Source organism: Porphyrobacter sp. MBR-155, from assembly GCF_040547625.1.
GTDB lineage: Bacteria > Pseudomonadota > Alphaproteobacteria > Sphingomonadales > Sphingomonadaceae > Erythrobacter.
This window is the reverse complement of the sequence record NZ_JBEPQB010000004.1, coordinates 218,942-242,445: the sequence shown is the minus strand read 5'-3', so window position 1 is coordinate 242,445 and position 23,504 is coordinate 218,942. Positions and strand designations below refer to the sequence as shown.

General features: G+C 65.1%; 21 protein-coding genes. 4 read left to right on the top strand and 17 right to left on the bottom strand.

Annotated elements, in window-relative coordinates; all coding sequences use genetic code 11:
- Window positions 1–2 precede the first annotated feature (2 nt).
- The 12 genes from ABIE62_RS06075 to ABIE62_RS06020 form a co-directional block, all read right to left on the bottom strand.
- On the bottom strand, window positions 3–1,901 hold the full coding sequence (locus ABIE62_RS06075; RefSeq protein ID WP_354324419.1) for an XrtA/PEP-CTERM system amidotransferase: 1,899 nt from the start codon (window positions 1,899–1,901) through the stop codon (window positions 3–5).
- Between the two features lie 11 nt (window positions 1,902–1,912).
- A complete protein-coding gene (gene xrtA / locus ABIE62_RS06070) occupies window positions 1,913–2,923 on the bottom strand; it encodes an exosortase A (protein ID WP_354324417.1) in 1,011 nt (336 codons plus the stop codon).
- Window positions 2,913–4,133 (bottom strand): TIGR03087 family PEP-CTERM/XrtA system glycosyltransferase, encoded by a 1,221-nt coding sequence (locus ABIE62_RS06065; RefSeq protein ID WP_354324415.1) that lies wholly within the window; start codon window positions 4,131–4,133, stop codon window positions 2,913–2,915. Before ABIE62_RS06065 ends, xrtA begins: the two co-directional genes overlap by 11 nt.
- The gene (locus tag ABIE62_RS06060; protein ID WP_354324413.1) at window positions 4,133–5,194 is read right to left on the bottom strand and encodes a FemAB family XrtA/PEP-CTERM system-associated protein; all 1,062 of its coding nucleotides are present in this window, start codon (window positions 5,192–5,194) and stop codon (window positions 4,133–4,135) included. Before ABIE62_RS06060 ends, ABIE62_RS06065 begins: the two co-directional genes overlap by 1 nt.
- The gene (locus ABIE62_RS06055; RefSeq protein ID WP_354324412.1) at window positions 5,191–6,141 is read right to left on the bottom strand and encodes an XrtA system polysaccharide deacetylase; all 951 of its coding nucleotides are present in this window, start codon (window positions 6,139–6,141) and stop codon (window positions 5,191–5,193) included. Before ABIE62_RS06055 ends, ABIE62_RS06060 begins: the two co-directional genes overlap by 4 nt.
- 3 nt (window positions 6,142–6,144) lie before the next feature.
- The gene (locus ABIE62_RS06050) at window positions 6,145–7,314 is read right to left on the bottom strand and encodes an XrtA/PEP-CTERM system-associated ATPase (RefSeq protein ID WP_354324410.1); all 1,170 of its coding nucleotides are present in this window, start codon (window positions 7,312–7,314) and stop codon (window positions 6,145–6,147) included.
- A gap of 17 nt (window positions 7,315–7,331) precedes the next feature.
- Window positions 7,332–8,936, bottom strand: a complete 1,605-nt coding sequence (locus ABIE62_RS06045) for a porin family protein (RefSeq protein ID WP_354324408.1) — start codon at window positions 8,934–8,936, stop codon at window positions 7,332–7,334.
- A 50-nt stretch (window positions 8,937–8,986) separates the two neighbouring features.
- The gene (locus ABIE62_RS06040) at window positions 8,987–9,970 is read right to left on the bottom strand and encodes an AAA family ATPase (protein WP_354324406.1); all 984 of its coding nucleotides are present in this window, start codon (window positions 9,968–9,970) and stop codon (window positions 8,987–8,989) included.
- A 16-nt stretch (window positions 9,971–9,986) separates the two neighbouring features.
- On the bottom strand, window positions 9,987–11,507 hold the full coding sequence (locus tag ABIE62_RS06035) for an XrtA system polysaccharide chain length determinant (RefSeq protein ID WP_354324405.1): 1,521 nt from the start codon (window positions 11,505–11,507) through the stop codon (window positions 9,987–9,989).
- Between the two features lie 16 nt (window positions 11,508–11,523).
- Window positions 11,524–12,165, bottom strand: coding sequence for an XrtA/PEP-CTERM system exopolysaccharide export protein (locus ABIE62_RS06030; RefSeq protein ID WP_354324403.1), 642 nt, complete (start codon window positions 12,163–12,165; stop codon window positions 11,524–11,526).
- 201 nt (window positions 12,166–12,366) lie between these two features.
- Window positions 12,367–13,593 (bottom strand): pyridoxal-dependent decarboxylase, exosortase A system-associated, encoded by a 1,227-nt coding sequence (locus ABIE62_RS06025; RefSeq protein WP_354324401.1) that lies wholly within the window; start codon window positions 13,591–13,593, stop codon window positions 12,367–12,369.
- Window positions 13,590–15,137 carry an acyl-CoA ligase (AMP-forming), exosortase A system-associated gene (locus tag ABIE62_RS06020; RefSeq protein ID WP_354324399.1) on the bottom strand — a complete coding sequence of 516 codons (1,548 nt, stop codon included), beginning with the start codon at window positions 15,135–15,137 and terminating at the stop codon, window positions 13,590–13,592. The genes ABIE62_RS06025 and ABIE62_RS06020 overlap by 4 nt, the downstream gene beginning before the upstream one ends.
- A 19-nt stretch (window positions 15,138–15,156) precedes the next feature.
- Here ABIE62_RS06020 and ABIE62_RS06015 point away from each other — a divergent pair, with 19 nt between their 5' ends.
- The 4 genes from ABIE62_RS06015 to ABIE62_RS06000 all read left to right on the top strand — a co-directional run bounded on the left by ABIE62_RS06015 (window position 15,157) and on the right by ABIE62_RS06000 (window position 18,006).
- Complete coding sequence (locus ABIE62_RS06015) at window positions 15,157–16,131, top strand: GNAT family N-acetyltransferase (RefSeq protein ID WP_354324398.1); 975 nt, start codon at window positions 15,157–15,159, stop codon at window positions 16,129–16,131.
- Between the two features lie 81 nt (window positions 16,132–16,212).
- A complete protein-coding gene (locus ABIE62_RS06010; RefSeq protein WP_354324396.1) occupies window positions 16,213–16,521 on the top strand; it encodes an acyl carrier protein in 309 nt (102 codons plus the stop codon).
- Window positions 16,522–16,543: 22 nt separating this feature from the next.
- Window positions 16,544–17,221: an alpha/beta hydrolase family protein gene (locus tag ABIE62_RS06005; RefSeq protein WP_354324395.1), complete on the top strand. Its 678-nt coding sequence runs from the start codon at window positions 16,544–16,546 to the stop codon at window positions 17,219–17,221.
- Window positions 17,218–18,006 (top strand): hydrolase 1, exosortase A system-associated, encoded by a 789-nt coding sequence (locus ABIE62_RS06000; protein WP_354324393.1) that lies wholly within the window; start codon window positions 17,218–17,220, stop codon window positions 18,004–18,006. The genes ABIE62_RS06005 and ABIE62_RS06000 overlap by 4 nt, the downstream gene beginning before the upstream one ends.
- On the opposite strand, the gene ABIE62_RS05995 is transcribed toward ABIE62_RS06000, so the two are convergent.
- The 5 genes from ABIE62_RS05995 to ABIE62_RS05975 are packed head-to-tail and all read right to left on the bottom strand — an operon-like array spanning window position 18,003 to window position 23,398.
- Window positions 18,003–19,211, bottom strand: coding sequence for a class I SAM-dependent RNA methyltransferase (locus tag ABIE62_RS05995; protein ID WP_354324392.1), 1,209 nt, complete (start codon window positions 19,209–19,211; stop codon window positions 18,003–18,005). The two genes, ABIE62_RS06000 and ABIE62_RS05995, sit on opposite strands and share 4 nt — an antisense overlap.
- Entirely contained in the window at window positions 19,208–20,593 is a 1,386-nt protein-coding gene (locus tag ABIE62_RS05990; protein ID WP_354324390.1) for an NAD(P)H-hydrate dehydratase, read from the bottom strand. Before ABIE62_RS05990 ends, ABIE62_RS05995 begins: the two co-directional genes overlap by 4 nt.
- Complete coding sequence (locus ABIE62_RS05985; RefSeq protein WP_354324389.1) at window positions 20,590–20,937, bottom strand: hypothetical protein; 348 nt, start codon at window positions 20,935–20,937, stop codon at window positions 20,590–20,592. The genes ABIE62_RS05990 and ABIE62_RS05985 overlap by 4 nt, the downstream gene beginning before the upstream one ends.
- Window positions 20,918–22,639 carry a dihydroxy-acid dehydratase gene (gene ilvD, locus ABIE62_RS05980; RefSeq protein WP_354324387.1) on the bottom strand — a complete coding sequence of 574 codons (1,722 nt, stop codon included), beginning with the start codon at window positions 22,637–22,639 and terminating at the stop codon, window positions 20,918–20,920. Before ilvD ends, ABIE62_RS05985 begins: the two co-directional genes overlap by 20 nt.
- 42 nt (window positions 22,640–22,681) lie before the next feature.
- Window positions 22,682–23,398, bottom strand: a complete 717-nt coding sequence (locus tag ABIE62_RS05975; RefSeq protein WP_354324386.1) for an N-formylglutamate amidohydrolase — start codon at window positions 23,396–23,398, stop codon at window positions 22,682–22,684.
- Window positions 23,399–23,504 lie beyond the last annotated feature (106 nt).

The following is a 23,504-nucleotide window of genomic DNA, read 5'->3' as shown; positions in this document are numbered from 1 at the left end:
TCTCAGCCGCTTACCCCAAGCTGCGACAGCGACTTTTCCAGCATCAGCAATTGCCACAGGCTGCGCGAATGATCGGCGCGGCCCGCGATATGCGCTTCGGCCATCACAGCAACGGCTTGCGGATCAAAGAACCCGGACTGTGCGATAGCGGGACTGCTGGCAATCCCCCGCGCCGCACCCGCCAATGGCCCGCGCAGCCATTCGGCAATCGGGGTCACAAACCCCTGCTTGGGCCGGTAGAGAATGTCCTGCGGAAGATAGCGTTCGAGCGATTTCTTGAGCAGATATTTGCCGGTACCGCCCTTCACCCGCATCCCCTCGGGCAGGCGCGCGGCGAATTCCACTAGGCGGTGATCGAGCAGCGGTTCGCGCGCCTCAAGGCTGACCGCCATGCTGGTGCGATCAACCTTGGTGAGAATATCGCCGGGCATCCAGAAGGTGAGGTCGGCATATTGCGCGCGGTCGAGGCCCGAGCGGCCCGGCGCATTGCGCATCAACGCGATCAGCTCATCCTCGCCGCGAAACCCACCGAGGCTGGCGGTAAAGCTGTCGGAATAAAGCGCGGCGCGCGCCTCTGGCGTGGTGACGGAAAGCCCGCGTGCATAGCCAGCCTCGCCGCTTTCAGCGAGCGCCAGCAGCGTCGCCTTGGCGCGCAGCGGGCGCGGTGCCCAATCGGCTTTTGGCCATGCCCTCCCCAGCGTGCCGAACAACGGTGCACGCAATGCGGCAGGCAGCACGCGGCGCGCGCGTTCTTCATGATGGTGGAACACCTGCCGCCGGTATCCGGCAAAGGCCTCATCCGCGCCGTCACCCGATAGCGCCACCGTCACCCGTTCACGCGCCAACTGGCACACCCGCCATGTCGGCAGCGCCGAGGCATCGGCGAAGGGTTCATCAAACATCGCGGCGAGTGTATCAATCGCGCCAAAATCATCGGTCGCGACGATACGTTCCTGATGATCCGCACCAAACCGCGCGGCGACGCGGCGGGCGTAGCTGGTTTCATCATAGGCGGCGACATCGAAGCCGATTGAACAGGTCTGCACCGGCTGGCTGCTCGCCTCGCTCATCAAGGCGACAACCCCGGACGAATCCACCCCGCCTGAAAGGAACGCGCCCAATGGCACATCGGCCACCATGCGCGACCGCACCGCTTCGCGCAGGCGGTGGACGAGCTGTGCGGAGAGATCGGCCTCGCTCCCACGTTCGCGCTGCGTGAAGTCGATGTCATACCAGCGCCGCGGACGGCCCGGCGCACGGCCTTGTTCAAGCGAAAGAAAATGCCCTGCCGGAAGCTTTTCTGCCCCTGCCAGGATCGAATGACTATCGGGGACATAGCCCCATGTCATATAGGCCTCAATCGCCTGCGGGCTGACCCGGCGGCGCAGCAGTGGGTGCGCGAGCAAGCCCTTCAGTTCCGAGGCGAAGGCGATGCTGCCGTCCGACAGGTGCGCCAGAAACAGCGGCTTCACCCCAAAGCGATCCCGCGCCAGAAACAGCTGGCGTTTATCCCGGTCATACAGCGCGAAAGCGAACATCCCGTCGAGCCGCGCAAGGCAATCCGGCCCCCAGCGCTGCCACGCGGCGAGGATCACCTCGGTATCGCCATTGGTGCGGAAGGTGAAACCGGCCTGCTCCAGCTCGCTGCGAAGCTCCCGGAAATTGTAGATTTCGCCGTTGAACACGATCACCGCGCGCGCGTCTGCCGAATGCATCGGCTGCGGCGATCCGGCGATGTCGATGATCGAGAGGCGGCGGTGGCCCAGCCCGACGCCGTGATCGGTCCACACGCCTGCCCCATCCGGCCCGCGATGGGCGAGCGCATCGCACATCCGTTCTACCCGCGCCGGATCAACCGGCTTGGGAGTTTCGGCATGAAAGATCCCGGCAATTCCGCACATAGCGCGCGGGCCTAAAGCATGGCGGCCAGCGCAGCAATCGCGGCCATGCCTGCGATCACCAACGCGGGCACAGTCGGCGCGATGTTGAGGCCTTCGGCGCGGGTCAGCCAGTGCCAAGTGGTCAGCGCGTCAGCCGTCCAGCCATAGTCCTCCGGCTCGCGTTCAAAGAACCGCCAAGCGCCCGCCAGCAACGCGGCGACGATGACGGCGAAGAATATCCAGCCATAGACGATGTGATCGAACCCGGTCGCAGCCTCGGCCCCGACATATTGCGCGATATAAACCGTCGCCCAGGCGCGCACCCCGTTGGCGAGGATCGGAATGATGATGCAGGCGGCAAGGAAAGCGGCCCGCCGCCGCCAGCTGGCAAAGCGGGTGAAGGCGACCAGCACGCCCAAAGTCACCATCGCAATCAGAAACTTCACCCCCGAACAGGCCTCGGCGACGATGAACAGCCCGGCGGGGGTGTTGATATAAATGCCTTCAATGCTGGCAGGCACCCCGCTCCAGCGGGTGAGCGCGACGGTGATATCGGCGGTGATGAATTGCAGCGGCGGGATGATCTCGTCGCCAAACGGCACCAGAAACGCCCCCATCGCCAGTGGCAGCGCCAGCAGGGCCGATGCGCGCAAGCCAAGCACGGTGAGCACCGCCGCCTGCACCGCGCCAACCGCCCCGGCATGGGCGATCAAGTTGATGTCAGCCGCGCGCCCCGCCCACCACAGCGCCAACGCTGCGGCGACCAGCGCAAGGCCGGGGAGGAACGGCTGCGGGGTAATCCGCGCCAGCTCGCCCGCCTTCAACATCACCAGCCAGCCGATAATGAACGGCACCAACAGCAAATGGTTATAGGTGTCGATATTCCACCACTGATGCAGCATCTCACCCCAGCTAGGCGCGGTGGCCGCGATCAGCGTTATCCAAGCCGCAGCCAGAGCCAGCAGCGGCGTGCGCCACGCGGGCGCAATGCGATCAAACCGGGCGGCGGCGCTTGCGGGCAGAGCGGCAGGTTCAGGCGGCATGGCGCGCACCCTCCCCGCCCCTGCCGACAAGCCCCGCAAGTGGTGCCAGCATCGCATCCCAGCCATGTTGATCGAGCACGAATTGCCGCGCCGCCGCGCCCATTTGCGCTCGCGCATCAGGGGCGGCCAGCAGCGGCGCGATCCGGGCGCACATGGCATCAGGATCGGGCGGGCTGATGATCCACTGCGCGCCGTCCTCAGCCGCAATTCCCGTAGAAGCGTCGGGGGTCAGCACGACCGTGCGCGCCATAGCCATCGCTTCGAGCACCTTGTTCTGCACCCCGCGCGCGATCAGCAGCGGGGCGAGCACCATGTCGGCAGCGGCGAGGAACGGGCGCACGTCGGGCACTTCGCCCCACACCTGCACGCCGGGGGTGCCGTGGTGCGCCATCAGCTTACCAGTGGGATTGCGTCCGACAATATGGAACATTGCGGCGGGGTAAAGCGCGCGCAGTTTCGGCATCAGCGCTTCGATTACCCATAGCGCCGCCTGTTCATTGGGACGATAATCCATCTGCCCGGTAAAGACGAAATGCGGCCCCGGCAGACCTGCGATGATCGGGTGCGGGGTGACCTTGGCAGGATCGAAAAACGCAGCGTCGATCCCGTTGCCGATTACCTGCACATTCACCCGCGCCGGGTCGGCAAGGCGGCTGCGATAGAGCGCCGCCTCCGCCTCGGAAATCAGCAGCGTCGCATCGGCGCGCTGGCCGAGCCGTTGTTCCTCGGCAGAAAGCAGCCGTGCCTCACGCGCATTGAGCCACACCCGCTCGCCCGCTTCGGCATAGCTGGCAAATTTGGCGCTATCGACATCGCACAGGTCGATCATCACCCGGCCCGCAAAGTCAGCCGGGACATATTGCCCCATCTGGCCGGAGAACACGGTGATGGCGGTGATGTTGCGATCGGCGATTGTCGCTCGCACCCATGCTGCAAGCTTGCGGCTGTGGAACGCGGTGAGGCTGACCGGCTTGCCCGCCAACACCGCCTCAATCCCGGCGAGCGCCAGCGGTTTGGTGCGCGGGACGATGCAGTGCGACGCGGCAACTTGCGCAAGCGCCGCCTCCCCCGCCCTGTCTCCATCGGAAAAGCATCCGACGTGCACCGGGCCAAGCCGCGCCAGCGCCTTGAGTAAATGGTGCGAACGGATGCGGTCGCCGCGATCCGGCGGGAACGGCACGCGGTGGGTGAGGAGCAGGATTTCCCCCATTACGCGAGCCCGCGCGCGATCCACGGCCCTATTGTATTGGCGACCGGCAGTGGCAGCTTCTTCCACAATTCAATCTTGCGGGAATAGCTGGCGTCGGTGGGATTGATATTGCGCGCCGCCGCGCCAAAAGCCGCCCATGCGCCATAGGTCAGCGGTTGCGGGACAAAGCCCCAGTTCTTCTTGAACGCAAACGGCCCGCTGCCGGTTTTGGAACGCCCGAAATCGAACCGCTCCATGCCTTGCCGCCGCGCGTGGAGCATCAATTCGTAATACATCAGCTCATTGGCGCGCGCGGGCCGGGCGGCGTGGCTGCCCCCGCCCCAGAACGGCATCACCGCGCCATCGTGGTAAAAACTGAGCACGCTGGCGAGCGGGGTATCGCCGTCCCACACGGTAAGAATGTCGCTGCTTCCCGGAAAGGCTTCCAGCATCGCGGCAAACAGCGCGCGCGGGAATACCGGGGTGCCAAGGTTGCGCACGCTTGCGCTGTAACAGGCGTAATGCGCGGCCAGATCAGCCATGCTGCGCCCGATGGTGACGCGGTGGCCGAAGCCCAGCCCCTTGCGCACTTCGGCGCGCGCCTTGCGCGGGATGGCAGTGAGTTCGGCCTCGTCATTGTCAGCCAGCGCGCGTTCAAACCCGCAATGCTTGTCGCTCCACTGGCTCCAGCCATCGGGGATCGGCCCGCCGCGCAGTTCGATGGCCGCAAAGCCTGCGCGCCGCGCATAGCACGCCGCAGCCTCAGCCAGCGCACGCGCCGCTTCATCGCTGCCAGCGCAAATCCCGCCGCCGACCCCGAACCCGCTCGATACCAGCGCCTTGCCAAACAGCGGCGAGCGAACTTCGGTCAGCGGGAGCCAGCCGGTGATGATGCCCATCCGTTCGATGACAATGCCCGCCGCGCGCTGCCCTGTGCCCGCCGCGACCGCCTTGAGCCATGCCGGGCGGTGGAACAGGCTGGCGCGCGCTTCGTTGACGAAACGCTCGATCCGGCGCACGTCCTTCGCATCGCCAAAATCGGCCATGCGCAGGCTTGGCGCGGCATTCAACGGCGCGTTCATACGGCGTGATCCGCAGGCGGATTGAGCGGTGCCAGTTCCCCGGCGCGCGCGGATTCGCGGTGGGCGATCATGTCCATCCGGCCCCAGCGAAATTCATTCACCAGCTCACGCAGCTTGCCCGCCATCCGGCTAAGCCCGGTATAGTGCCGCAGGCGTGATCGCATCGGCGCGTGCGGCATACGCGGCTGATCGGGATCGACTTCCCACGGGTGGAAATAGAACACCGCCGGACGGCCCTCCTCGCGGTTGGCCTGCCGGATTGCCCAGCGCGAAAAGGCATAGGGCAGCACCCGGAAAAACCCGCCGCCGCCCGCCGCCACGCGCCTGCCGCCCAGCAGCGCGGTGGTCACCGGCAGTTCGACCAGCGATGACCACGACAACGGGCGGAACGCAAAGCGCGGGGCTTCAGGCCAGCCATAGTGATCATGCGCCACCGGGGCGACGCTGCTCGAATAGGCATAGCCCTGCGCGGCCAGTTCAGCGAACGCCCAGGGGGTGCGGTGGTCGATCGAAAAACTCGGCGCGCGATACCCTGTCACCGCCACGCCAGCGCAATCCTCGATGATTTCGCGCGCCTTGCGGATATCCTCGGCAAAGGCGGGGCGATCAAGGGTGAACACCCGCGCATGATCATAACCATGGCTGGCAAGTTCGTGCCCGGCATCGGCAATCCGGCGGATCATGTTCGGATGCCGCTGCGCCACCCAGCCAAGCGTGAAGAAGGTCGCCCTGACATCAGCCTCGGCAAGCAGATCGATCACCCGATAGACATTGTCTTCCACCCGCGTGCGGATGCTTTCCCACTCGCCGCGCGCGATCACGTTTTCGAACGCGCCGACCTGAAACCAATCCTCAACATCAACCGACAAGCCATTGACGATTGATGGGATTACCGGGGTCTGCACCTCCGGATCAGGATCGGGTAAGGGGTGAAACGGAGCGTTCATGGTTCACGCCGCCTCGCGCGACGGGTCTTCCTCAAGCCATTCGATCAGCATGGTCAGCACGTGGCGGAAGGATTGTTCCTGCTCCTCCAGCCGCGCCTCGATCCGTTCGAGCGCTTCTGCAAGCTGGGCTTCGGCTATGCGCGCGTCGTCGGGTGAGAGCGGATCGCCCGCTGCATCGCGCTGACCCGTCCCGGCGGCCTGCAATTCGCTGATCGCGGCCTCAAGTTCGGCGGTGCGCGCATCACGGGCGGCAAGCAGCGCGGCGACTTCGGTGGCGGGCAGGCTGTCGGGGCAGTCAGGCACGGCAGTCGCAGCCGGGGCTGCCCTCAGATCGCCCGCGTTGCCCTGCGCGCCGCGGGTCTGATCCGCAGCCATTTCCGCCATCACCTCATCCAGCATCGCCAGCGTCAATTCGCCGCGTTCCTCGATCGCGCCGAGCAGCAGCAGGCGGTTCATCACCTGATTGACCCTGCGCGGGATGCCATCCGTACGGCGATAGAGCGCGTCGATCAGGCCTTCTGCAAAGCCGGGACGTTCGCTCCAGCCGACATGCATCAGCCGGTGGCGCACGTAATGTTCAACCTCGTCCGCATCCAGCGGTGCGAGATGGTGCGAGGCGATGATCCGCTGGCGCAGCTGCTCCAGATCGGGATGATGCGCAACCGTGCGGCGGAATTCCGGCTGGCCCAGCAGCAGGCTTTGCAGCAGCGGGTGCGAACCGAGCTGGAAGTTGGAGAGCATCCGCAGTTCTTCAAGCGCGCTCAGATCAAGGTTCTGGCATTCGTCGACCACCAGCAGACATCGCCGTCCCGCGCGGGCTTCGTCCTGCAGGAACCGTTCAATCGCGCCCAATGCGCTGGCCTTGTCCTGCCCTTCAACCGCCAGCCCGAATGCCTGCGCGACGACGTGCACCACTTCGTCCGCATCGAGCGCGCTGGTCACAACCTGCGCCACGGTCAGCGCCGCCGGGTCGATCCGTTCCATCAGATGCGCCACCAGCGTCGATTTGCCCGCGCCGACCTCGCCAGTAATGACGATGAAGCCTTCACCTTGCGACAGGCCATAGCCAAGATAGCTCATCGCCTTCTTGTGGCTGGTGCTTTCGAAATAGAATTGCGGATCGGGCGTAAGCTGGAAAGGCCGCTCGCTAAACCCATAATATTGTTCATACATGGCGCAGATGCTCCCCGTCAGAAATTGTAGCGCAGGCCGACCAGCGCGGTGGCAAAGGCGAAATCTTCAGCGGTGAATTCACTGTCGAAATAATCGACCGAAATCGCCGCGCGGCCCGTCAGGCGGCGGGTGATCGAACGATTATAGGCCCCTGATACACCCACGGCGGTGACATCATTATTGACACCGGCAGAATCGAACCAGTTGACATAGGCATTGGTCGAAATGTTGGCATTCGCGCCCAAGTCCCGCGCAAGCCCCGCGATCACGTAATAGCTTTCGTCGGTCAGGCCGTTGGCTGGCGACAAGGCCGTGCCCGCCGCCGCTATGAAGGTGCGCCGGTCATAGCCTGCGCCGAGCGACGCGCTGGTGCGCCCGATCCGGCGTTGATAGGACGCGCGCACCCCGCGCCCGCGGAACGCCGCTGATCGCACCGAACCCAGCCCGCCAATCGTGGCGATGCCATCGGTGCCGGTCACCAGCCCGCCGAAATCGCCGGTCACCGGATTGCGAATCGCCTCGAAATCGCTCGACAGCCCGGCCAGCGCATTATTGAGCACGCCGCCAGCCCCCGTCACCCCATCATAGGCCGACACCGCAAAGCTGCTGCGCTGGCTGGGGGCGTAGGTGAAGGTGCCGTAATAGGTGGTGGAATCATACCGCCGCCCGACCGAAGCCTGAAGGTTGGTGCGCGAACTGGGCCGCCACAGCACGCCCACGTCCCACAGCAAGCCATCGACATCGAAGGCAATCCGGCGCGGCGCAGATTTATCCGTGACAAACCGGCCATTGGCATCAATCACCGGCGCGCCGTTGGTATCGCGCAGCGCATCGCGGCTGGAAATCTCGACATCTTCATAACCCGCACCCGCCACCAGTGCGAGCGAGGGCGAAATCGGCAAGGTGACATCGCCGCGCACGTAAAGATCGCGCACGCGTTGATCGAGGTTGCCGATATCTTCCTGAAATCCGCCGGCGGTCACCGCAAGGCCTACCGGCGCCACCACGTCGGGGCTGACCCCGGCCCGGATCTGCCCAAGATAGGTCACGCTATCGTCGAAAACATCGACGCTTTCGCCCTGAGTGTTGACCAGGAAATCGTCGTTTTCAAAGCGGTTATAGCCAACCCTTGCCACTCCTTGCAGATCGACACCGCCGACGCGGGTGTTGAGGCTTGGCCCGGCATAGACGCTGTAGAACCGGCTTTCGGCATCCTCGCTTGGCAGCGGATTATTGGTTGTCCCGCCGCCGCCATCAAACCGCGTGCGCGCGGCGAGGCCGCCCGCTTCAAAGCTCAGCGCATTGGGGATCACCGCCAGCGTGCCGCGCGCGACCCCGCTGATGGTGTCGGAATCAACATCGTCATCACCGTAGGAAATGTTGCGCTCATAGCGCAGCGAAACCGCCACGCCGCTGTTGCGGCCCTGCACGTTGATATCGACCCCGGCGGCGACCTGGGTATAGGTCAACACATCATCACCCGGCGTCAATTCAGCCGAGATGATCTGCGAAACTTCGATATAGGGCTGCACCACTGCGGCGCGGCGCGTGCCCGCGCTGTCCTCGCTACCGCCAAAGGCCTGGCCCTGATCCTGCGCGACTGCCGGGCAGGCACCCGCCACGGCTGCGGCAGCAGCTATCAGTGCGGACCAAAGCGAGCGCCCACGCATCATCATTTCCCCTTGGCCCCGTAAGAGCCAAAGCGCCGACCCGAAGGGCTGTAGCGCGCAGCGTTGAGCAGCAATTTGATATCCCCGCAGGCCGACAGCAATTGCTGCGCATCTTCCAGCGCGGCGCGGCTCGTTTCGTCGGCGCGCACCACCAGCAACGCCTGCCCGACATGGGCGGCAAGTTCGGCGGCCGCCGACGCGGCAAGCGCGGGCGGGGTATCAAAAATCACGATCCGGTCCGGCGCGCCCTGCGTCAGCCGGTCGAGCACTTCACCGGTGCGCGCGCTCGCGAGATATTCGGCGTCGAGCGATGTCGCGGTGCCCGCAGGCAGCACGAACAGGCCGTCAATATCGGTCGCAATCACCAGCTTTTCGGGCAGGATTGCGGGATCGGAAAGCGCATCCATCAGGCCGCGTTCGGCTTCGATCCCCAGCCGCTTCGCCACCGATGGCTTGACCACATCGGCATCGACCAACAGCACTTCCAGCCCGCGTTCAGCCGCCAGCGCAATCGCAAGGTTGATGGCGCAATAGGTCTTGCCCTCCCCCTGATGCGGGGAACATACCAGTATCCGGCGCGCCAGCGGGGTATCGCCCGCGCGCGCATCGGCGAGCAGATCACGTTTGACGATCCGGAACTCCTCCAACAGGCCTGTCACCGGGTCTTCAGGCACGATCAGGCCTTCGTCGCGCAGGTGATCGCGGTCGATCGATACAACCGGGCCGCCAAACGCCACGGCACGCGGCGCGGTTGGAGAGGGGGCGGGAGCAGGCGCGGCGGGTTGCGGCTGAGCGGCAGGCGCAGCGACTGGCGCTGCATTTTGCTGCGGCGGTTGCGGCTGCGGCGTGGGCGCGCGGCGTTGTGGTTCGGGAACCGGCGGCACCTGCGGCACGCGCACCGGGCCAAGCCCGAACGCGGCATCGGCCCGTTCAAACAGCGACGCAGGCGTTGCGCCTTCGCGGTTGATCTTGCTCTGTTCGGTCATCGGATTGCCCCCACCCTCATGCAATCGTTCCGACAGCGATGATTTCAATGGCGACAAGCACCACGAACATCGCCACCAGCCCGGTGCAGGCCCCGGCAAACTGCTTCAGCCGCTTGCGTTCAATCACCCGCGCGGCATCGGATACCGTCAGCGAAATCGAACCGATCACCGGCAGATCAAACGCGCGCTCCAGCTTTTGCGCCGTGGCAAAGCTCGATTTCACCTGGCTCAGCCCATAGGCCGCAGCCGCGCCCGCGCCGAACCCGACAATCAGCACGCCAAACAGCAGCAGTGGACGATTGGGTGCTGCCGGTTTCTGCGGCACGCCGGGTTGCTGGATCACATCGAAACGGAACTGGCTGGCCTTGTCCTCAACCTGCCCGCGCGTGCGCAGCGCCTCACGGTCTTGCAGCAGCTTTTCATAATTCTGGCGCAGCACGTCGTAATCGCGGCTGATGCGGTTGGCTTCGGCGGCAACGGTCGGCTCGCTCGCCTGACTTGCCATCAATGCGGCAAAATTGCTCTGCAAAGCGGCGCGGCGCGCCTGCAAGGCTTCAACCCCGGCCTGCCGTTCGCTGCGGATCGCGATCAGCGAAGAATGCGCCGGGTTGGGCGTGCCGCCGGCATCATCACCAGCTGCGGCGGCCTGCTGCGTCAGGATCGCCACCTGCCGCTTGGTGGAAATTACATCAGGGTGATTATCGGTCAGCCCGCGTGCGCGCAGTTCTGCCAGCTGGGTTTGCGCCTGCTGCAACGCGGCGCGCGGGCCGGTGGCATCGCGGCCTCCCGCCAAGGTGCGCGGGGTGGTGGCCAACTGGCTGGAAATCGCCGCCAGCGCGCTTTGCGCAGCGGCCAGGTTGGCATCGACATCGCGCAGTTCGGCGCGCGCCTGCTGCACCTTGCTCGAAAGCGTCGCCGACCCGCCGATCAGTTCGGGATATTGCGCTTCGAACGCCAGGCGGCGTTGTTCGGCCTGTTCCAGCTCAAGCTTGCGTTCGTCCAGCTGCCGATCAAGATCGCCGATCGCTGTGCTGATCCCGGTGCGGTTGCCGATGACGTGTTCTTCGCGCAGGATATCAAGCAGTTTCTGCACCACATCGCGTGCCAGCACCGCGTTTTCCGCGTCAGACAGGTCGCGGCGACCGATTTGGGCGGTGATTTCGAACAGGTTATCCTGCTCGCTCGTCACCTTGACCTTCTTTTCCAGCTCGGCAATCGCGGTGTCCAGCGCACCGCGTTCGGTGATGCCTTCGCCCAGCCGGGTGGCAGTGATCACCTTTTCGAGGTTCTTGGCGCTCGACAAGGTTTGCCGCACGCGCATGATTTCTTCCTTGCCGTCGCCAGCAATGCCGAGCTGTTTGGACAGCACATCCTGCACATCAACGTAAACGCGCGCCTTGGATTCGTACGAATTGGGGATCATCGCGATCACCAGCCAGCCCAGCAGGCACACGCCCCACGCGACCGCAATCGCGATCCAGCGCCGGTGCCAGACCGACCACAGCGCCGCGCGCAATTCGTCGAATATCTCGCTCATGGGTGCAACGGCTCCGTCAGAACCGGCTTTCGGGGATGATGATCGTATCCCCCGGCATCAACAGGACATTGGCGGTCGCATCGCCGCGACGGATCAGATCCGACAGGCGCAGGCGATATTCGACCTGTTCACCGCTGTCGCGATCAAGCCGGATCAGTTTGGCGCGGTTGCCTGCGGCAAATTCGTTCAAGCCGCCGACGGCGATCATCGCGTCGAGCACGGTCATGTTGGCGCGGAATGGCAGCGAGGCCGGTTGCCCGGTCGCGCCGATGATCCGCACCTGCTGGGTAAAATTGCCCTCGGGCGTGTTGACGATCACCGAGACGATCGGCTGTTCGATATATTTCGCCAACTCGCCCGCGATGTATTCCTGCAATTCGGTGCTGGTTTTGCCCACCGCCGGAATGTCCTGCACCAGCGGGATGGTGAGCCGCCCGTCGGGGCGCACGCGCACCTTGTCGGCGGAAAGTTCGGGGTTGCGCCAGACGTGGATGGTGATCTCGTCGAGCGGGCCGATGGTGTATTCCTCGCTCGGCGCGATTTCCGTGCTCGAATAATTCGCAGGCGGCAGTTCCTTGCCCCCGGCGGCACAGGCGGCAAGCGCCAGCGCAGACAGGCTCAGGGTCGCCAAACGGGGGAGAGACGGGAAAGTAAACATCGACGCACAAGTCCTTGGCCAAAGTTCGCGAGGGCCATGTGCACGCCGCAGGAGCGACCTGCGACACATGGTTCTGCGCTGAGGATCGCTTGTCGTCGAAATTGGTGAATATAATGTTAGTTATAGAGCGCCAAATGCGGCCCCATCCCGATCCGGGACAGCGGATTTGCGCGGGTTAACGCGCGGCGCGGCCGGTGCACTTCACACCAGCATTTCCGCCGCCGGGCCGTGGCCGAGAAAGGCGGCCGGCGATGCGCTTGCCCCGTAAGCCCCGGCGCAAAACACCGCGACCAGATCGCCCACCTGCGCCTCCGGCATCGCAGCCGCATCGGCGAGCCGATCGAGCGGGGTGCACAGACAGCCAACGATGTTGACTTCCTCTGTCGGCTCCGCGCCATAACGCGTTGCAATCGCAGAAGGATAGTTGCGCCGCACCACCGTGCCAAAATTGCCCGACGCCGCCAGTTGGTGATGCAACCCGCCATCGGTAACAAGATAAGTCACCCCGTGGCTGACCTTGCGATCAATGATCCGGGTGAGATAGACGCCCGCTTCGCCCACCAGATAACGCCCGAGTTCAATGCACAATTCGGTTTCGGCCAGCACCGCAGGCAGGCTCTCGACCCGCTCGGCCAGTGCCGCGCCGACCCGCGCCAGATCGACCGGCGTATCGCCGGGGAAATAGGGGATTCCCAGCCCGCCGCCCATGTTCAGTTTGGGTAAGGGCTGGCCGATATCCCCTGCCAGTTTTGCAGCCAGTTCCAACACGTTGCCCTGCGCTTCGATGATCGCGTCTGCGCTCAGCGCCTGGCTGCCGGTGAAGATGTGCAGCCCGCGCCATTCGGCCCCTGCGGCGATGACATGGCGGGCCAGCGCGGGCACCTGATCGGCGTCCACCCCGAACGGCTTGGCCCCGCCGCCCATCTTCATGCCCGATCCCTTGAGTTCGAACGAAGGATTGACCCGGATCGCGATGCGCGGCGCCTTGCCCAACCGCTCCCCGATGGCGAGCGCGCGCGCCGCCTCGCCCGCGCTTTCGCAATTGAGCGTCACCCCGACCGCAATCGCCGCCTCCAACTCATCATCGCGCTTGCCCGGCCCGGCAAAGCTGATGCGCGCAGGATCAATCCTGACAGCGATGCAAAGGCCGAGTTCTCCCGACGAGGCAATGTCGAACCCATCGACCAACGCCGCCATATGGCCGATCACCGCCAGATGCGGATTGGCCTTGACCGCGTAATTGATCCCCACCCGTGCGGGCAGCGCCATGCGCAATGCGGCGACGCGGGCATCGAGATGCGCGCGCGAATAGACAAACAGCGGCGTGCGCCCCGCCTCTGCCACCAATTCGCTGACACGCCGCCCGTCGATGGCGAGTTCTCCATCAATCGCGGTGTAACCGGCGGGGATCGGGCCAACGGGCTTCATTGTGCAAATTCCTGTGTGAGTTCAGCCTGCAAAACGGTGCGGTCAATCTTGCCATTGGGGTTCAACGGCATCGCATCGCGCCAGTGGATCATCTGCGGCTGCATGAAATTGGGCAATTCGCGCTTGAGCCGGATCGGCAGCTCCGCGCGCGCCTCATCCTCGCCCGCTCCGCGCACCACCAGATGAACCGCTTGGCCCAACCGCGCATCCGCCACGCCAAGCGCCACGGCTTCCGCCACCAGCCCGGTAGCAAGGGCCGCCTCTTCAACCTCCTGCGGGCTGATGCGGTTGCCCGCGCTCTTGATCATCGCATCGCGCCGTCCGGCGAAATAGAGCAATCCATCCGCATCACGCCGCACCCTGTCGCCTGACCACACGGCAGTGCCGCCATAGGTGGACTCTGCGGGCGCAGGCTTGAACCGTTCAGCGGTGCGCGCCGGGTCTTGCCAGTAACCCTGCGCCACCAGCGGGCCGCAATGCACCAGCTCACCCTCCTCGCCATCAGCCGCGATGCCGCCTGCATCATTGATAACCAGAATCTCTGCTATGGGTATTGCCTTACCCATTGAAGTCGGATGCGAATCGACCAGAGCAGGATCGAGGAAGGTTGATCGGAACGCCTCGGTCAGACCATACATCGGGAACAGCTTTGCCGCCGGGAACATCCCACGCAACGCCGTGACCAGATCAACCGTCAACGCCCCGCCGCTATTGGTCAACCGCCGCAGCGGCGCGCGCGCCTCATCCGGCCAGTCAATCTCGGTCAGTTGCACCCACAGCGGCGGCACGGCGGCCAGCGTGGTTACACCATGCTTTGCGCAGGCCTTGGCCACATCCTTGGGGAACAGGAAATCGAGCGGCACCACGCAACCGCCAGCATACCAAGTCGAAAACAGCTGGTTCTGCCCGTAATCAAACGACAGCGGCAGCACCGCCAGCGTCACATCATCCGCTGCCAGCCCAAGATAATGCGCCACACTCACCGCGCCGAGCCACATATTGGCATGGCTGAGCATCACGCCCTTGGGCTTCCCCGTAGAACCCGAGGTGTAGAGAATCGCCGCCAGATCATCGGGATCAGCCGCAGATGGGCCAAGTTCGCGCCCCGTCGTGGCAGCCGCCGCCAACGCCTCACCCTCGCCCAGCGCCGCGCAGCCCGGTGGCAGATCACCCGGTTCCAGCGAAGCCAGCCGCGAACCCGTGCCGATCAGCAGCCGCGCCCCGCTATCGCCGAGAATATGCGCCGCCTGCGCGCGTTTGAGCAGCGGGTTGATCGGCACGTGCACCAGCCCCGCACGCGCCGCCGCCAGCGGCAGCAGGCAGGTGAGTTCGCCCTTCGCCGCCCAGCTTGCCACCCGCGCGCCCTTGTGTGGCACCATCCCGGCCAGCCACCCGGCCAGCACAGCAACACGCTGTCTTAACTGATTGTGGTTAAGCGTGGCGTCGCGCAAGCGCAGCGCCGGGCGCTCCCCATGCCCCATCGCCCCGGCCAGTTCGGCCAAGTGATCGAGCGGACGCGGGGAAGGATCGGGCGTGGTGGGCATCGGCAGGAGTATTCTTTCAGTGATCGAAACGCGGTATCACGATAGCGTTAACGTCTTGCAAGCCCTCACTGCGGGCGCAGGCGCTGCGCCGTTTGACCGCGCCGATTGGTTTGCGCTGATCGCCGATACCGGCATCACGCCGCTGATCGCCACTGCCAGCGACGGCGAAAGCACCGCCGCGATGGCTTTGACCGAGGATGGCGGACGGATCACCCCCTTGCGTAATTGGTACAGCTTCACCTGGCGCGCGCTGGCTCCTGAAGGCGCGGCGGGCGACCGGCTGTTGGCCGTGATCGCCAAGGATCTGAAAACACGCGGCTGGCGCGTCACGCTCGAACCCGTGCCGGGGGAGGGTGGCTCGGCCGAGCGGCTGGCGCAGGCGTTTCGCACGGCCGGGTGGCGCGTCAGCGTCGAGGAATCGGACACCAACCACGTCCTCCCCTTGCGCGGACGCAGCTTTGCCGAATATTGGGAAAGCCGCCCCGGACAATTGCACACCACGCTGAAACGCAAGGCCAAAAAGGTAGAAACGCAGGTGCTCACCCGCTTCGATGTAGACGTGTGGGATGAATACGAGGCAATCTATGCCGCCAGCTGGAAACCCGCCGAGGATCACCCTGCAATGCTGCGCGCCTTTGCCAAGGCCGAAGGCGCGGCGGGACGATTGCGGCTTGGTGTGGCACGGGTCGACGGCGTGGCGGTGGCAGCGCAATGCTGGACGGTAGAAAATTCAATTGCCTACATCCACAAGCTCGCCCATCTTGACAGCTACAAGCCACTATCGGCGGGCACCACGTTAAGCGCGGCGCTGTTTGCCCACGTGATCGACATCGACCGGGTCGAGTTGGTCGATTTCGGCACTGGTCATCAAAGCTACAAGGCCGATTGGATGGAGGACGTGCGCCCACGCTATCGCATCGATTGTCTCGACCCGGCACAGCGGCGAAGTTGGGCACCGCTGGCCAAGCGAATGCTGGCGGGGCTGCGCGCCTAACAGGCCCGCAATACTTGCACCCGCGCGCGCGCATGGCTAAGCCCCGCGGCCAAGCTTGGAGACAGGGATCAAGGTACCCCAATGAGCATCACGCCAATCATTGATGGCCAATTGGACGAAGCCGCGCTCGACCAGCAATTGCAGACGCTGATCGCCGATGTGCTGGGCCTTGATCCGGCGCAGGCGGCTGCGTTTGACGCGTATTCGGGGCTGTTTGGCCACTTACCCGAACTCGATTCGATGGCGGTGGCGGGCCTGCTTACCGAAATGGAAGACCGGTTCGGCATTGTGATCGAAGATGACGATGTGGATGGCGAAATGCTCGAAACCTATGGCGGGCTGCGGGCATTTGCGCGTGCCAAGCTAGACCCCCTCCAGACCCACTCTTGACCCCCTTTAAGCCCGTGCTTGCGTGAGTTTCACGTGGAACATTCCGGCCCTTGATGGCAGCATTGCGGGTGAAGAACTGCTGTTGGCATTCGACCGGGGCCGCCCGGCTCGGGTGCTGATATTGCCCGCATGGTTTGACGAGGCAAACAAGCTGCGGCGCTTTACGGTCGAGGTTATGCGGCGGCTCGATGCAGCCGGAATCGACAGTTTTCTGCCCGATCTGCCCGGTTGCAATGAAAGCCTCGCCCCGCTCGCGGATCAGACGTTGGAGGGTTGGCGCAGGGCTGCCGATATTGCCGCCACCAGCTTTGCCGCGACCCATGTGCTGGCGATCCGCGCAGGTGCAATGCTGGCCCCGGCGGGGCTGCCGGGGTGGCATTATGCTCCGCAATCCGGCCCCAAACTGCTGCGCGGCATGATCCGCGCCCGCACTATTGCTGCGCGTGAGGCCGGGATTTCAGAGACTTCTGACGAGCTGTTGGCCATCGGCCGAAGCGAGGGGCTAACGCTCGGCGGCTGGCACCTGGGCGCGGCAATGATTGCGGCGCTGGAGATCGCAGAACCCGCCCTCGCCCCCGGTCAGCACGGTATCGCGCAGCTGGAACTCGGCGGCCCCGGCCTGTGGCTGCGCGCCGAACCTGCCGAAGACGCCGCGCAGGCTGACGCTCTGGCTACAATCATCATCGAGGCACTGGCATGACCCGCCTCCCGCTCACCTTCGGCTGCGGCAGCCAGACGCTGGCGGGCACGCTCGACACCGCGCCGGGCACCTGCGGACTGCTGATCGTCAGCGGCGGCAATGAAATCCGCAGCGGCGCGTTTGGTGGGCAGGCGCAGCTCGCCGCGCGCATTGCCCGCGCCGGGTTCCCGGTATTCCGGTTCGACCGACGCGGGGTGGGAGACAGCGAGGGCGAAAACCGCGGATTTCGCAAAAGCGCGAACGATATCGCCGCCGCGCTCGACGCATTCCGGGCGATGGCCCCGCAGATCACCCGCGTGGTCGCTTTCGGCAATTGCGATGCTGCTTCGGCACTGATGCTGGCAGGCGGTGCGGGATGCGATGGGCTGATATTGTCAAACCCGTGGACGATTGAGCAAGACGACGGGGCCGAGGATGATACCACCCCGCCCCCCGCAGCGATCCGCGCGCGCTATCTCGAAAAGCTCAAAAACCCGCGCGAAATTGCGCGTTTGCTGGGCGGCGGGGTTGATCTGCGCAAGCTGGCGCGTGGTCTCACCCGTTCGCTGCGCCCTGCCCCGCCGCCATCAACGCTGGCCGAGGAAATGCGCGCGGGGCTGGCAGGCTTTGCTGGCGATGTCCGCATCCTGCTCGCCACCGCGGACCGAACCGCGCAGGTATTCGAGAGCGCATGGAACCCATCCGACCCGCGCATCCGGCGCTGCGACGGGGCAGGCCACGCCTATGTTGAGCCAGAACATCGTGACTGGCTGAAGGCCGAAATCCTCAGCGCATTACGCGCTTAACGCTCGAAATAACTCACCAATTCGACATGGGTGGACCACCGAAACTGCCCGACCGGGCGCAGTTTGGTCAAGCTGAACCCGGCGGCCGTTAACGTCGCCGCATCGCGCGCCCAGCTTGACGGGTTGCAGCTGACATAAACCACCCGCGCCAGCGTACTCGCCGCGATTTCAGCCACTTGCGCCCGTGCGCCCGCACGCGGGGGATCGAGCAGCACGGCATCAAAGCGGTTCAATTCCTCAGGCTGCAACGGATTGCGGAACAGATCGCGGTGCAGCGCCAGCACGCCTCCGCCCGACTGTGCACCGGCCGATTTGCAGGCCAGATGCGCCGCACGCTCGGCCTCAACCGCCAGCACTTTTCGTCCCTGCCGCAGCGCAAAGGCAAAGGTGCCCAGCCCGGCGAACAGATCGGCCACCAACCGCGCGCTGCCGAGCCAGTCTGCGGCATCGGCGGCCATCCGGGCCTCGGCATCGTGGGTCGCCTGCAGGAACGCACCCGCTGGCAGGCTGACCGGCACCCCGGCAAGCGTTACTGTGGAGGGCTCAGGCTCCCACACGGTTTCCGGGCCATAGCCCTGATCAATGCTCAGCCGCGCAAGGCCCTGTTCACGCGCGCAATCGAGCGCGGCTTCGGTCGGCCCCAGCCCTTCAAGCGGGAAGTGCGCAAGATTTACGTCCACGCCCTGATCGGCGAGCGTCAGGTCGATCCCGACCATCACCTTTGGCCCATGCGCCGCGACAAACTTGCGCAAAGGCGCGATCAGCGCGGTCAGCGCGGGGTGCAGCACAGGGCATTCGGCCAGATCGACCACGCGGTGCGATCCGCCTTCGCGATAGCCCAGCACCGCGCCCCCGGCGGTGCGCAACCCATGCAACCCGGCGCGGCGGCGACTGGCGGGCGGCGAAAGGTGGACAGGCAGCAGTTCGGCAGGCTCAAGCCCCTGCCCTTTGGCGGCATTCACCACCCGGTCGCGCACGAAATCAGCCAGCACCGCGTCATCGGCGTGTTGCAGCTGGCATCCGCCGCAGGTTGCAAAGTGGCGGCAAGCGGGCGCAACATGGTGCGGCCCCGGCGTGATCGCCCCGCCCGCGTCCACCGCATCGCCCGGCACTGCGCCAGCCACATGGCGACCCGATGCGGCAACGCCGTCTCCCTTGGCGGCGAGGCGGATGATGGGTTCGGAAATGCTGCCGCTAGCGTTCATCGACAGGCCGCTAGCGCCTCTGATACCCGTTCGGCAAGCTGTGACGCGGTGAAAGCCGGGCCAGATCGCCGCGCGGCCTCCCCATGCAGCCACACCGCCTCGCAAGCTGCGGTGAAGGGATCGGTCCCGGTGACCATCCGGCTCGCTGCTATCCCCGCCAGCACATCGCCCGTGCCCGCGACCGAGAGCCAGCTTGGCGCAGGCGTGCCGATCGCCAGCCTGCCATCGGGCGCGGCGATGACCGTGTCCGGCCCCTTGGCCAGCACCACCATGCCGGTCATCTTGGCGAGCGCCAGCGCGCGGGCCTGCCGCCCCTCGGCAATCACCCCGAACGTGCGGCACAGCGTTTCCAGCTCGCCATCATGCGGGGTGGCAAGCATTGGCACCTCGCGCGCGAGCATATTTGGCGCGAGCAGCACCAGCGCATCGGCATCAAGCACCAGCGTCTGCGCCCGTCGCAAAGCCTCACCCAGCGCCGCTTTCGCCGCGCCATCGCGCCCCAGCCCCGGCCCGACCAGCACCGCCGCCATGCGCGGATCGGCCAATGCTTCGGATAGCGGCGTGGTATCGACCACCAGATCGGGCGGCGTGCGCGGATCGGCTGCGCGACCGAGCAGCCTGACATAGCCCGCCCCGGCACGTTGCGCAGCGGCGGCGGCCAGCAGGCTCGCCCCCGGCATGGTACCGCCAACAACGCCCAGCAGGCCTCTGATATATTTATGACTATCTGCGGCAGGAGCGGCGATGCGAGGGCGCGTGATGATCTGCGCCGCCCCCTCGGTTGGCGCGATACCGATCGGCACAAGCCGCAACTGCCCCATCAGCGCACGCCCCGGCAGGCTCCAATGCGCGAATTTCCACGCGCCGAGAGCCAGCGTGAGATCAAAGCCGGGGAACCGCTCGTTCAGCACTGCGCCGCTATCGGATGCAATGCCCGATGGCACATCCACCGCGACACGATAGCGGTGCCGCGCCGCCAGATCGCGCAGTAACAACGCGTGTTCGGCTTCCAGCGGACGGGTCAGGCCGGAACCGAACAGGCAATCGACCAGCACATCGCCATCCGCGCCCGTTTGCATGGTCGCAGCGCCCCAACGCCTGCGCGCCTCCTTGGCCGCATCGGTCGTGGGTTCAAGCGGAGCGACAACGGTGACGGCATTGCCAGCATCGCGCAAAAGCCTTGCGATAACATAGCCATCGCCGCCATTGTTGCCGGGGCCGCACAGCACCGTGACACTGCGCCCCGCGGCGACGCGCCGGACCCATTCCGCCGCGCCGCTTGCCGCCACTTCCATTAATTCAACAACGCTCATCCCCGCATCGAACAGCGCCTGTTCGGCAGCGCGCATTTGCACAGTCGTGAGGACTTGCGCGGCGCTCACGGCTGAGCGGGTTCCAGCAGATCGGGCGGAATGCTGTACCGATCTTCGCCAATAGCGAATTGCACCGTGCCGCCCGTGCCGGGCTCCGGCACTAGCGGCTCCGCTCCGTCAAGCGGAGCCAGTGTGCCAGTGGCGAGGTCGCGGGAAAGCCGCCGGAACCCGCCATCAGGGTGATGGATCACGATGTCCTGCGTCCCGGCCACCAGTTCCAGCGTGCAAACCGGCGACAAATCCGCGCCCGCGCCGATCGCGCAATCGACGATGTCACCCGGCGGAGGCGGGCTTTCCGCTCCGCACGCCGTCAGCGCAAGCAATAAGGCGGCGCTAGATATCCGCAAACACATGGGTTTCCGCCTTCGCGCCGGGATGGGTCAGTGCTCCATAGCGCGCCGGCCCGACATTCTGGGCATAGCGCCACAAAGCGCCCGCCTGATAGTCATTGGAGCGCGGTTGCCATGCCTTGCGCCGCTCAGCCAGCACGTCATCGGCAACGTCAAGTTCGATCGTGCCCGCTTCGGCATCGATGCTGATGATGTCGCCATCCTCGACCAGCGCAATCGGGCCGCAATCGGCGGCTTCGGGGCAGACATGGCCGATGCAAAACCCGCGCGTTGCGCCCGAAAAGCGCCCGTCGGTGATCAGCGCGACCTTTTCGCCCATCCCCTGCCCATAGAGCGCGGCGGTGGTGGACAGCATCTCGCGCATTCCGGGGCCGCCCTTGGGCCCTTCGTAACGGATCACGATCACGCAGCCTTCGGCAATGTCGCGGCGTTCGACGGCAGCAAAGGCGTCCTCCTCGCATTCAAACACCCGCGCCGGGCCGCTGAATTGCAAGCGTGCCATCCCCGCAACCTTCACGATTGCACCATCAGGGGCAAGGCTGCCGCCAAGACCAACCACGCCGCCGGTAGGCGTGATCGGGGTCTTCACGTCGTAGAACACCTTTTGATCGGGGTTCCAGGTGATTTCATCGAGGTTTTCACCGATGGTCTTGCCCGTCACGGTGATCGGGTTGGGATCGATGAACCCGCCATCAAGTAGAGTTTTCATCGCCATATAGACCCCGCCCGCTTCGTGCATATCCTTGGCGACATACCTCCCGCCGGGCTTCAGGTCAGCGATGTAAGGCGTTGATTTGAAGATTTCGGCGACGTCAAACAGGTCGAAATCGATCCCGCATTCGCTCGCCATGGCGGGCAGGTGCAGCGCGGCGTTGGTCGAACCGCCGGTGGCCGCCACAACGCGCGCAGCGTTTTCAAATGCGGCGCGGGTGCAGATATCGCGCGAGCGCAGGTTGCGCGCCACCAATTCCATCACCTGCGCGCCTGCCGCCCGCGCAATTTCTTCGCGCGAAGTGTAAGGTGCCGGTGTCATATTGCTGTTCGGCAGAGATAATCCGATAGCCTCACCCACGCAGGCCATGGTATTGGCGGTGAACTGACCGCCGCACGCGCCGTGGCCGGGACAAGCGACCTTTTCGAGCGCGATCAGTTCTTGCAGCGGGCAATTTCCAGCCGCGAATTGCCCCACCGCCTCGAACACATCGACCACGGTCACATCCTTGCCGTGGTGAGTGCCGGGCAGGATCGACCCGCCATAGACGAAGATCGACGGCACGTTGAGCCGTAGCATCGCCATCATCATGCCGGGCAGGCTCTTGTCACAGCCCGCGAACCCGACAAGCGCGTCATAACAATGGCCTCGCACGGAAAGCTCGACCGAATCGGCAATCACTTCACGACTGATGAGCGAGGATTTCATGCCTTGATGGCCCATCGCGATGCCATCGGTGACGGTGATGGTGTTGAACCGGCGCGGGGTGCCGCCGCCTGCGATCACGCCTTCGCGGCAGATATCGGCCTGCGCGTTCAAGGTTGTGTTGCACGGCGCGGAATCGTTACCCGCGCTCGCCACGCCGACGAAGGGCCGGGCGATGTCTTCCTCGGTCATGCCCATCGCGTAGTAATAGGACCGGTGCGGGGCGCGCTCCGGCCCGACCGAGACGTGGCGGCTGGGGAGCTTGGACTTGTCAAACGTGCGAGACATAAGATTTCCTGTTTCGGGGATTTTGCGAAACTTCCCCTGCCTTCAGGTGAGCGCCGACGCAACCCTTTGCGCAAGATCGGCGAGCAACGCGGCCCAGCGGGCGTGGTCTGCGGGGGTTCGGGCCAAGTCTTGCCGGATTTCGATACCAAGATAGCGCCTGTCCGCCAATTCGGCATGGCGGTTCATGGTGTAATTGAGATCACGGCCCGAATAAGGGAGGTTGTCGCCCACGATGAGTCCTCGCTCCGCCAGCAGCGGGATGGCGATGCGCGCGGCGCGGTCGTCCTGATTGTAGAGCACGCCAGCTTGCCACGGACGCGCCTCTTCGCGCGAGGCAAGCTGCGGGGTAAAGCTGTGGAGAGAGAGGATCAGCGCCGGTTCGGCCGCCGCCAGCCATTGCTCCAGCCCGGTGTGATAGGGCCGGTGGAAGCGGGTGAGCCTTGCCTTGCGATCCGCGCCGATATTGCCGGGGATCGGGTGGCCGTCGCTGGTGTCGGGGACAAGGCCGGGCGCGGTTTCCTCACGGTTGAGGTCGCACACGAGGCGGCTGATGGCGGCGATGTGTGCGGGGATGGCGTGGGTATGTGCCAGTCGTTCGGCAATGGCTTCGGTGCCGATATCAACCGCGATGTGGTCTTCCAGCAAGCGCGCAGGGATGCCGAGATCAATGCCTTGCGGCACATGGTTGCTGGCATGGTCGGCAACGCAGACGATCCCGCCGGGGGTGGGCGTGCCGCGTTGGCGGAAGGGCAAAGTCACAAACCCAACCCCCGTTCGTGCTGAGCTTGTCGAAGCACTGCAATTCTTTTGCGGAGGCAGTGGCTTTCAAGCAAGGACGGCCCTTCGACAAGCTCAGGGCGAACGG

Coding starts and splice junctions, on each gene's coding strand:
- ABIE62_RS05985 (WP_354324389.1), bottom strand. CDS start 20,937: ATGTGTTTGCGGATATCTAGCGCCGCCTTATTGCTTGCGCTGACGGCG.
- ABIE62_RS06000 (WP_354324393.1), top strand. CDS start 17,218: ATGACCCGCCTCCCGCTCACCTTCGGCTGCGGCAGCCAGACGCTGGCG.
- ilvD (WP_354324387.1), bottom strand. CDS start 22,639: ATGTCTCGCACGTTTGACAAGTCCAAGCTCCCCAGCCGCCACGTCTCG.
- ABIE62_RS06055 (WP_354324412.1), bottom strand. CDS start 6,141: ATGAACGCTCCGTTTCACCCCTTACCCGATCCTGATCCGGAGGTGCAG.
- ABIE62_RS06060 (WP_354324413.1), bottom strand. CDS start 5,194: ATGAACGCGCCGTTGAATGCCGCGCCAAGCCTGCGCATGGCCGATTTT.
- ABIE62_RS06040 (WP_354324406.1), bottom strand. CDS start 9,970: ATGACCGAACAGAGCAAGATCAACCGCGAAGGCGCAACGCCTGCGTCG.
- ABIE62_RS06010 (WP_354324396.1), top strand. CDS start 16,213: ATGAGCATCACGCCAATCATTGATGGCCAATTGGACGAAGCCGCGCTC.
- ABIE62_RS06030 (WP_354324403.1), bottom strand. CDS start 12,165: ATGTTTACTTTCCCGTCTCTCCCCCGTTTGGCGACCCTGAGCCTGTCT.
- ABIE62_RS06075 (WP_354324419.1), bottom strand. CDS start 1,901: ATGTGCGGAATTGCCGGGATCTTTCATGCCGAAACTCCCAAGCCGGTT.
- ABIE62_RS06065 (WP_354324415.1), bottom strand. CDS start 4,133: ATGGGGGAAATCCTGCTCCTCACCCACCGCGTGCCGTTCCCGCCGGAT.
- ABIE62_RS06050 (WP_354324410.1), bottom strand. CDS start 7,314: ATGTATGAACAATATTATGGGTTTAGCGAGCGGCCTTTCCAGCTTACG.
- xrtA (WP_354324417.1), bottom strand. CDS start 2,923: ATGCCGCCTGAACCTGCCGCTCTGCCCGCAAGCGCCGCCGCCCGGTTT.
- ABIE62_RS06035 (WP_354324405.1), bottom strand. CDS start 11,507: ATGAGCGAGATATTCGACGAATTGCGCGCGGCGCTGTGGTCGGTCTGG.
- ABIE62_RS06020 (WP_354324399.1), bottom strand. CDS start 15,137: ATGCCCACCACGCCCGATCCTTCCCCGCGTCCGCTCGATCACTTGGCC.
- ABIE62_RS05995 (WP_354324392.1), bottom strand. CDS start 19,211: ATGAACGCTAGCGGCAGCATTTCCGAACCCATCATCCGCCTCGCCGCC.
- ABIE62_RS06025 (WP_354324401.1), bottom strand. CDS start 13,593: ATGAAGCCCGTTGGCCCGATCCCCGCCGGTTACACCGCGATTGATGGA.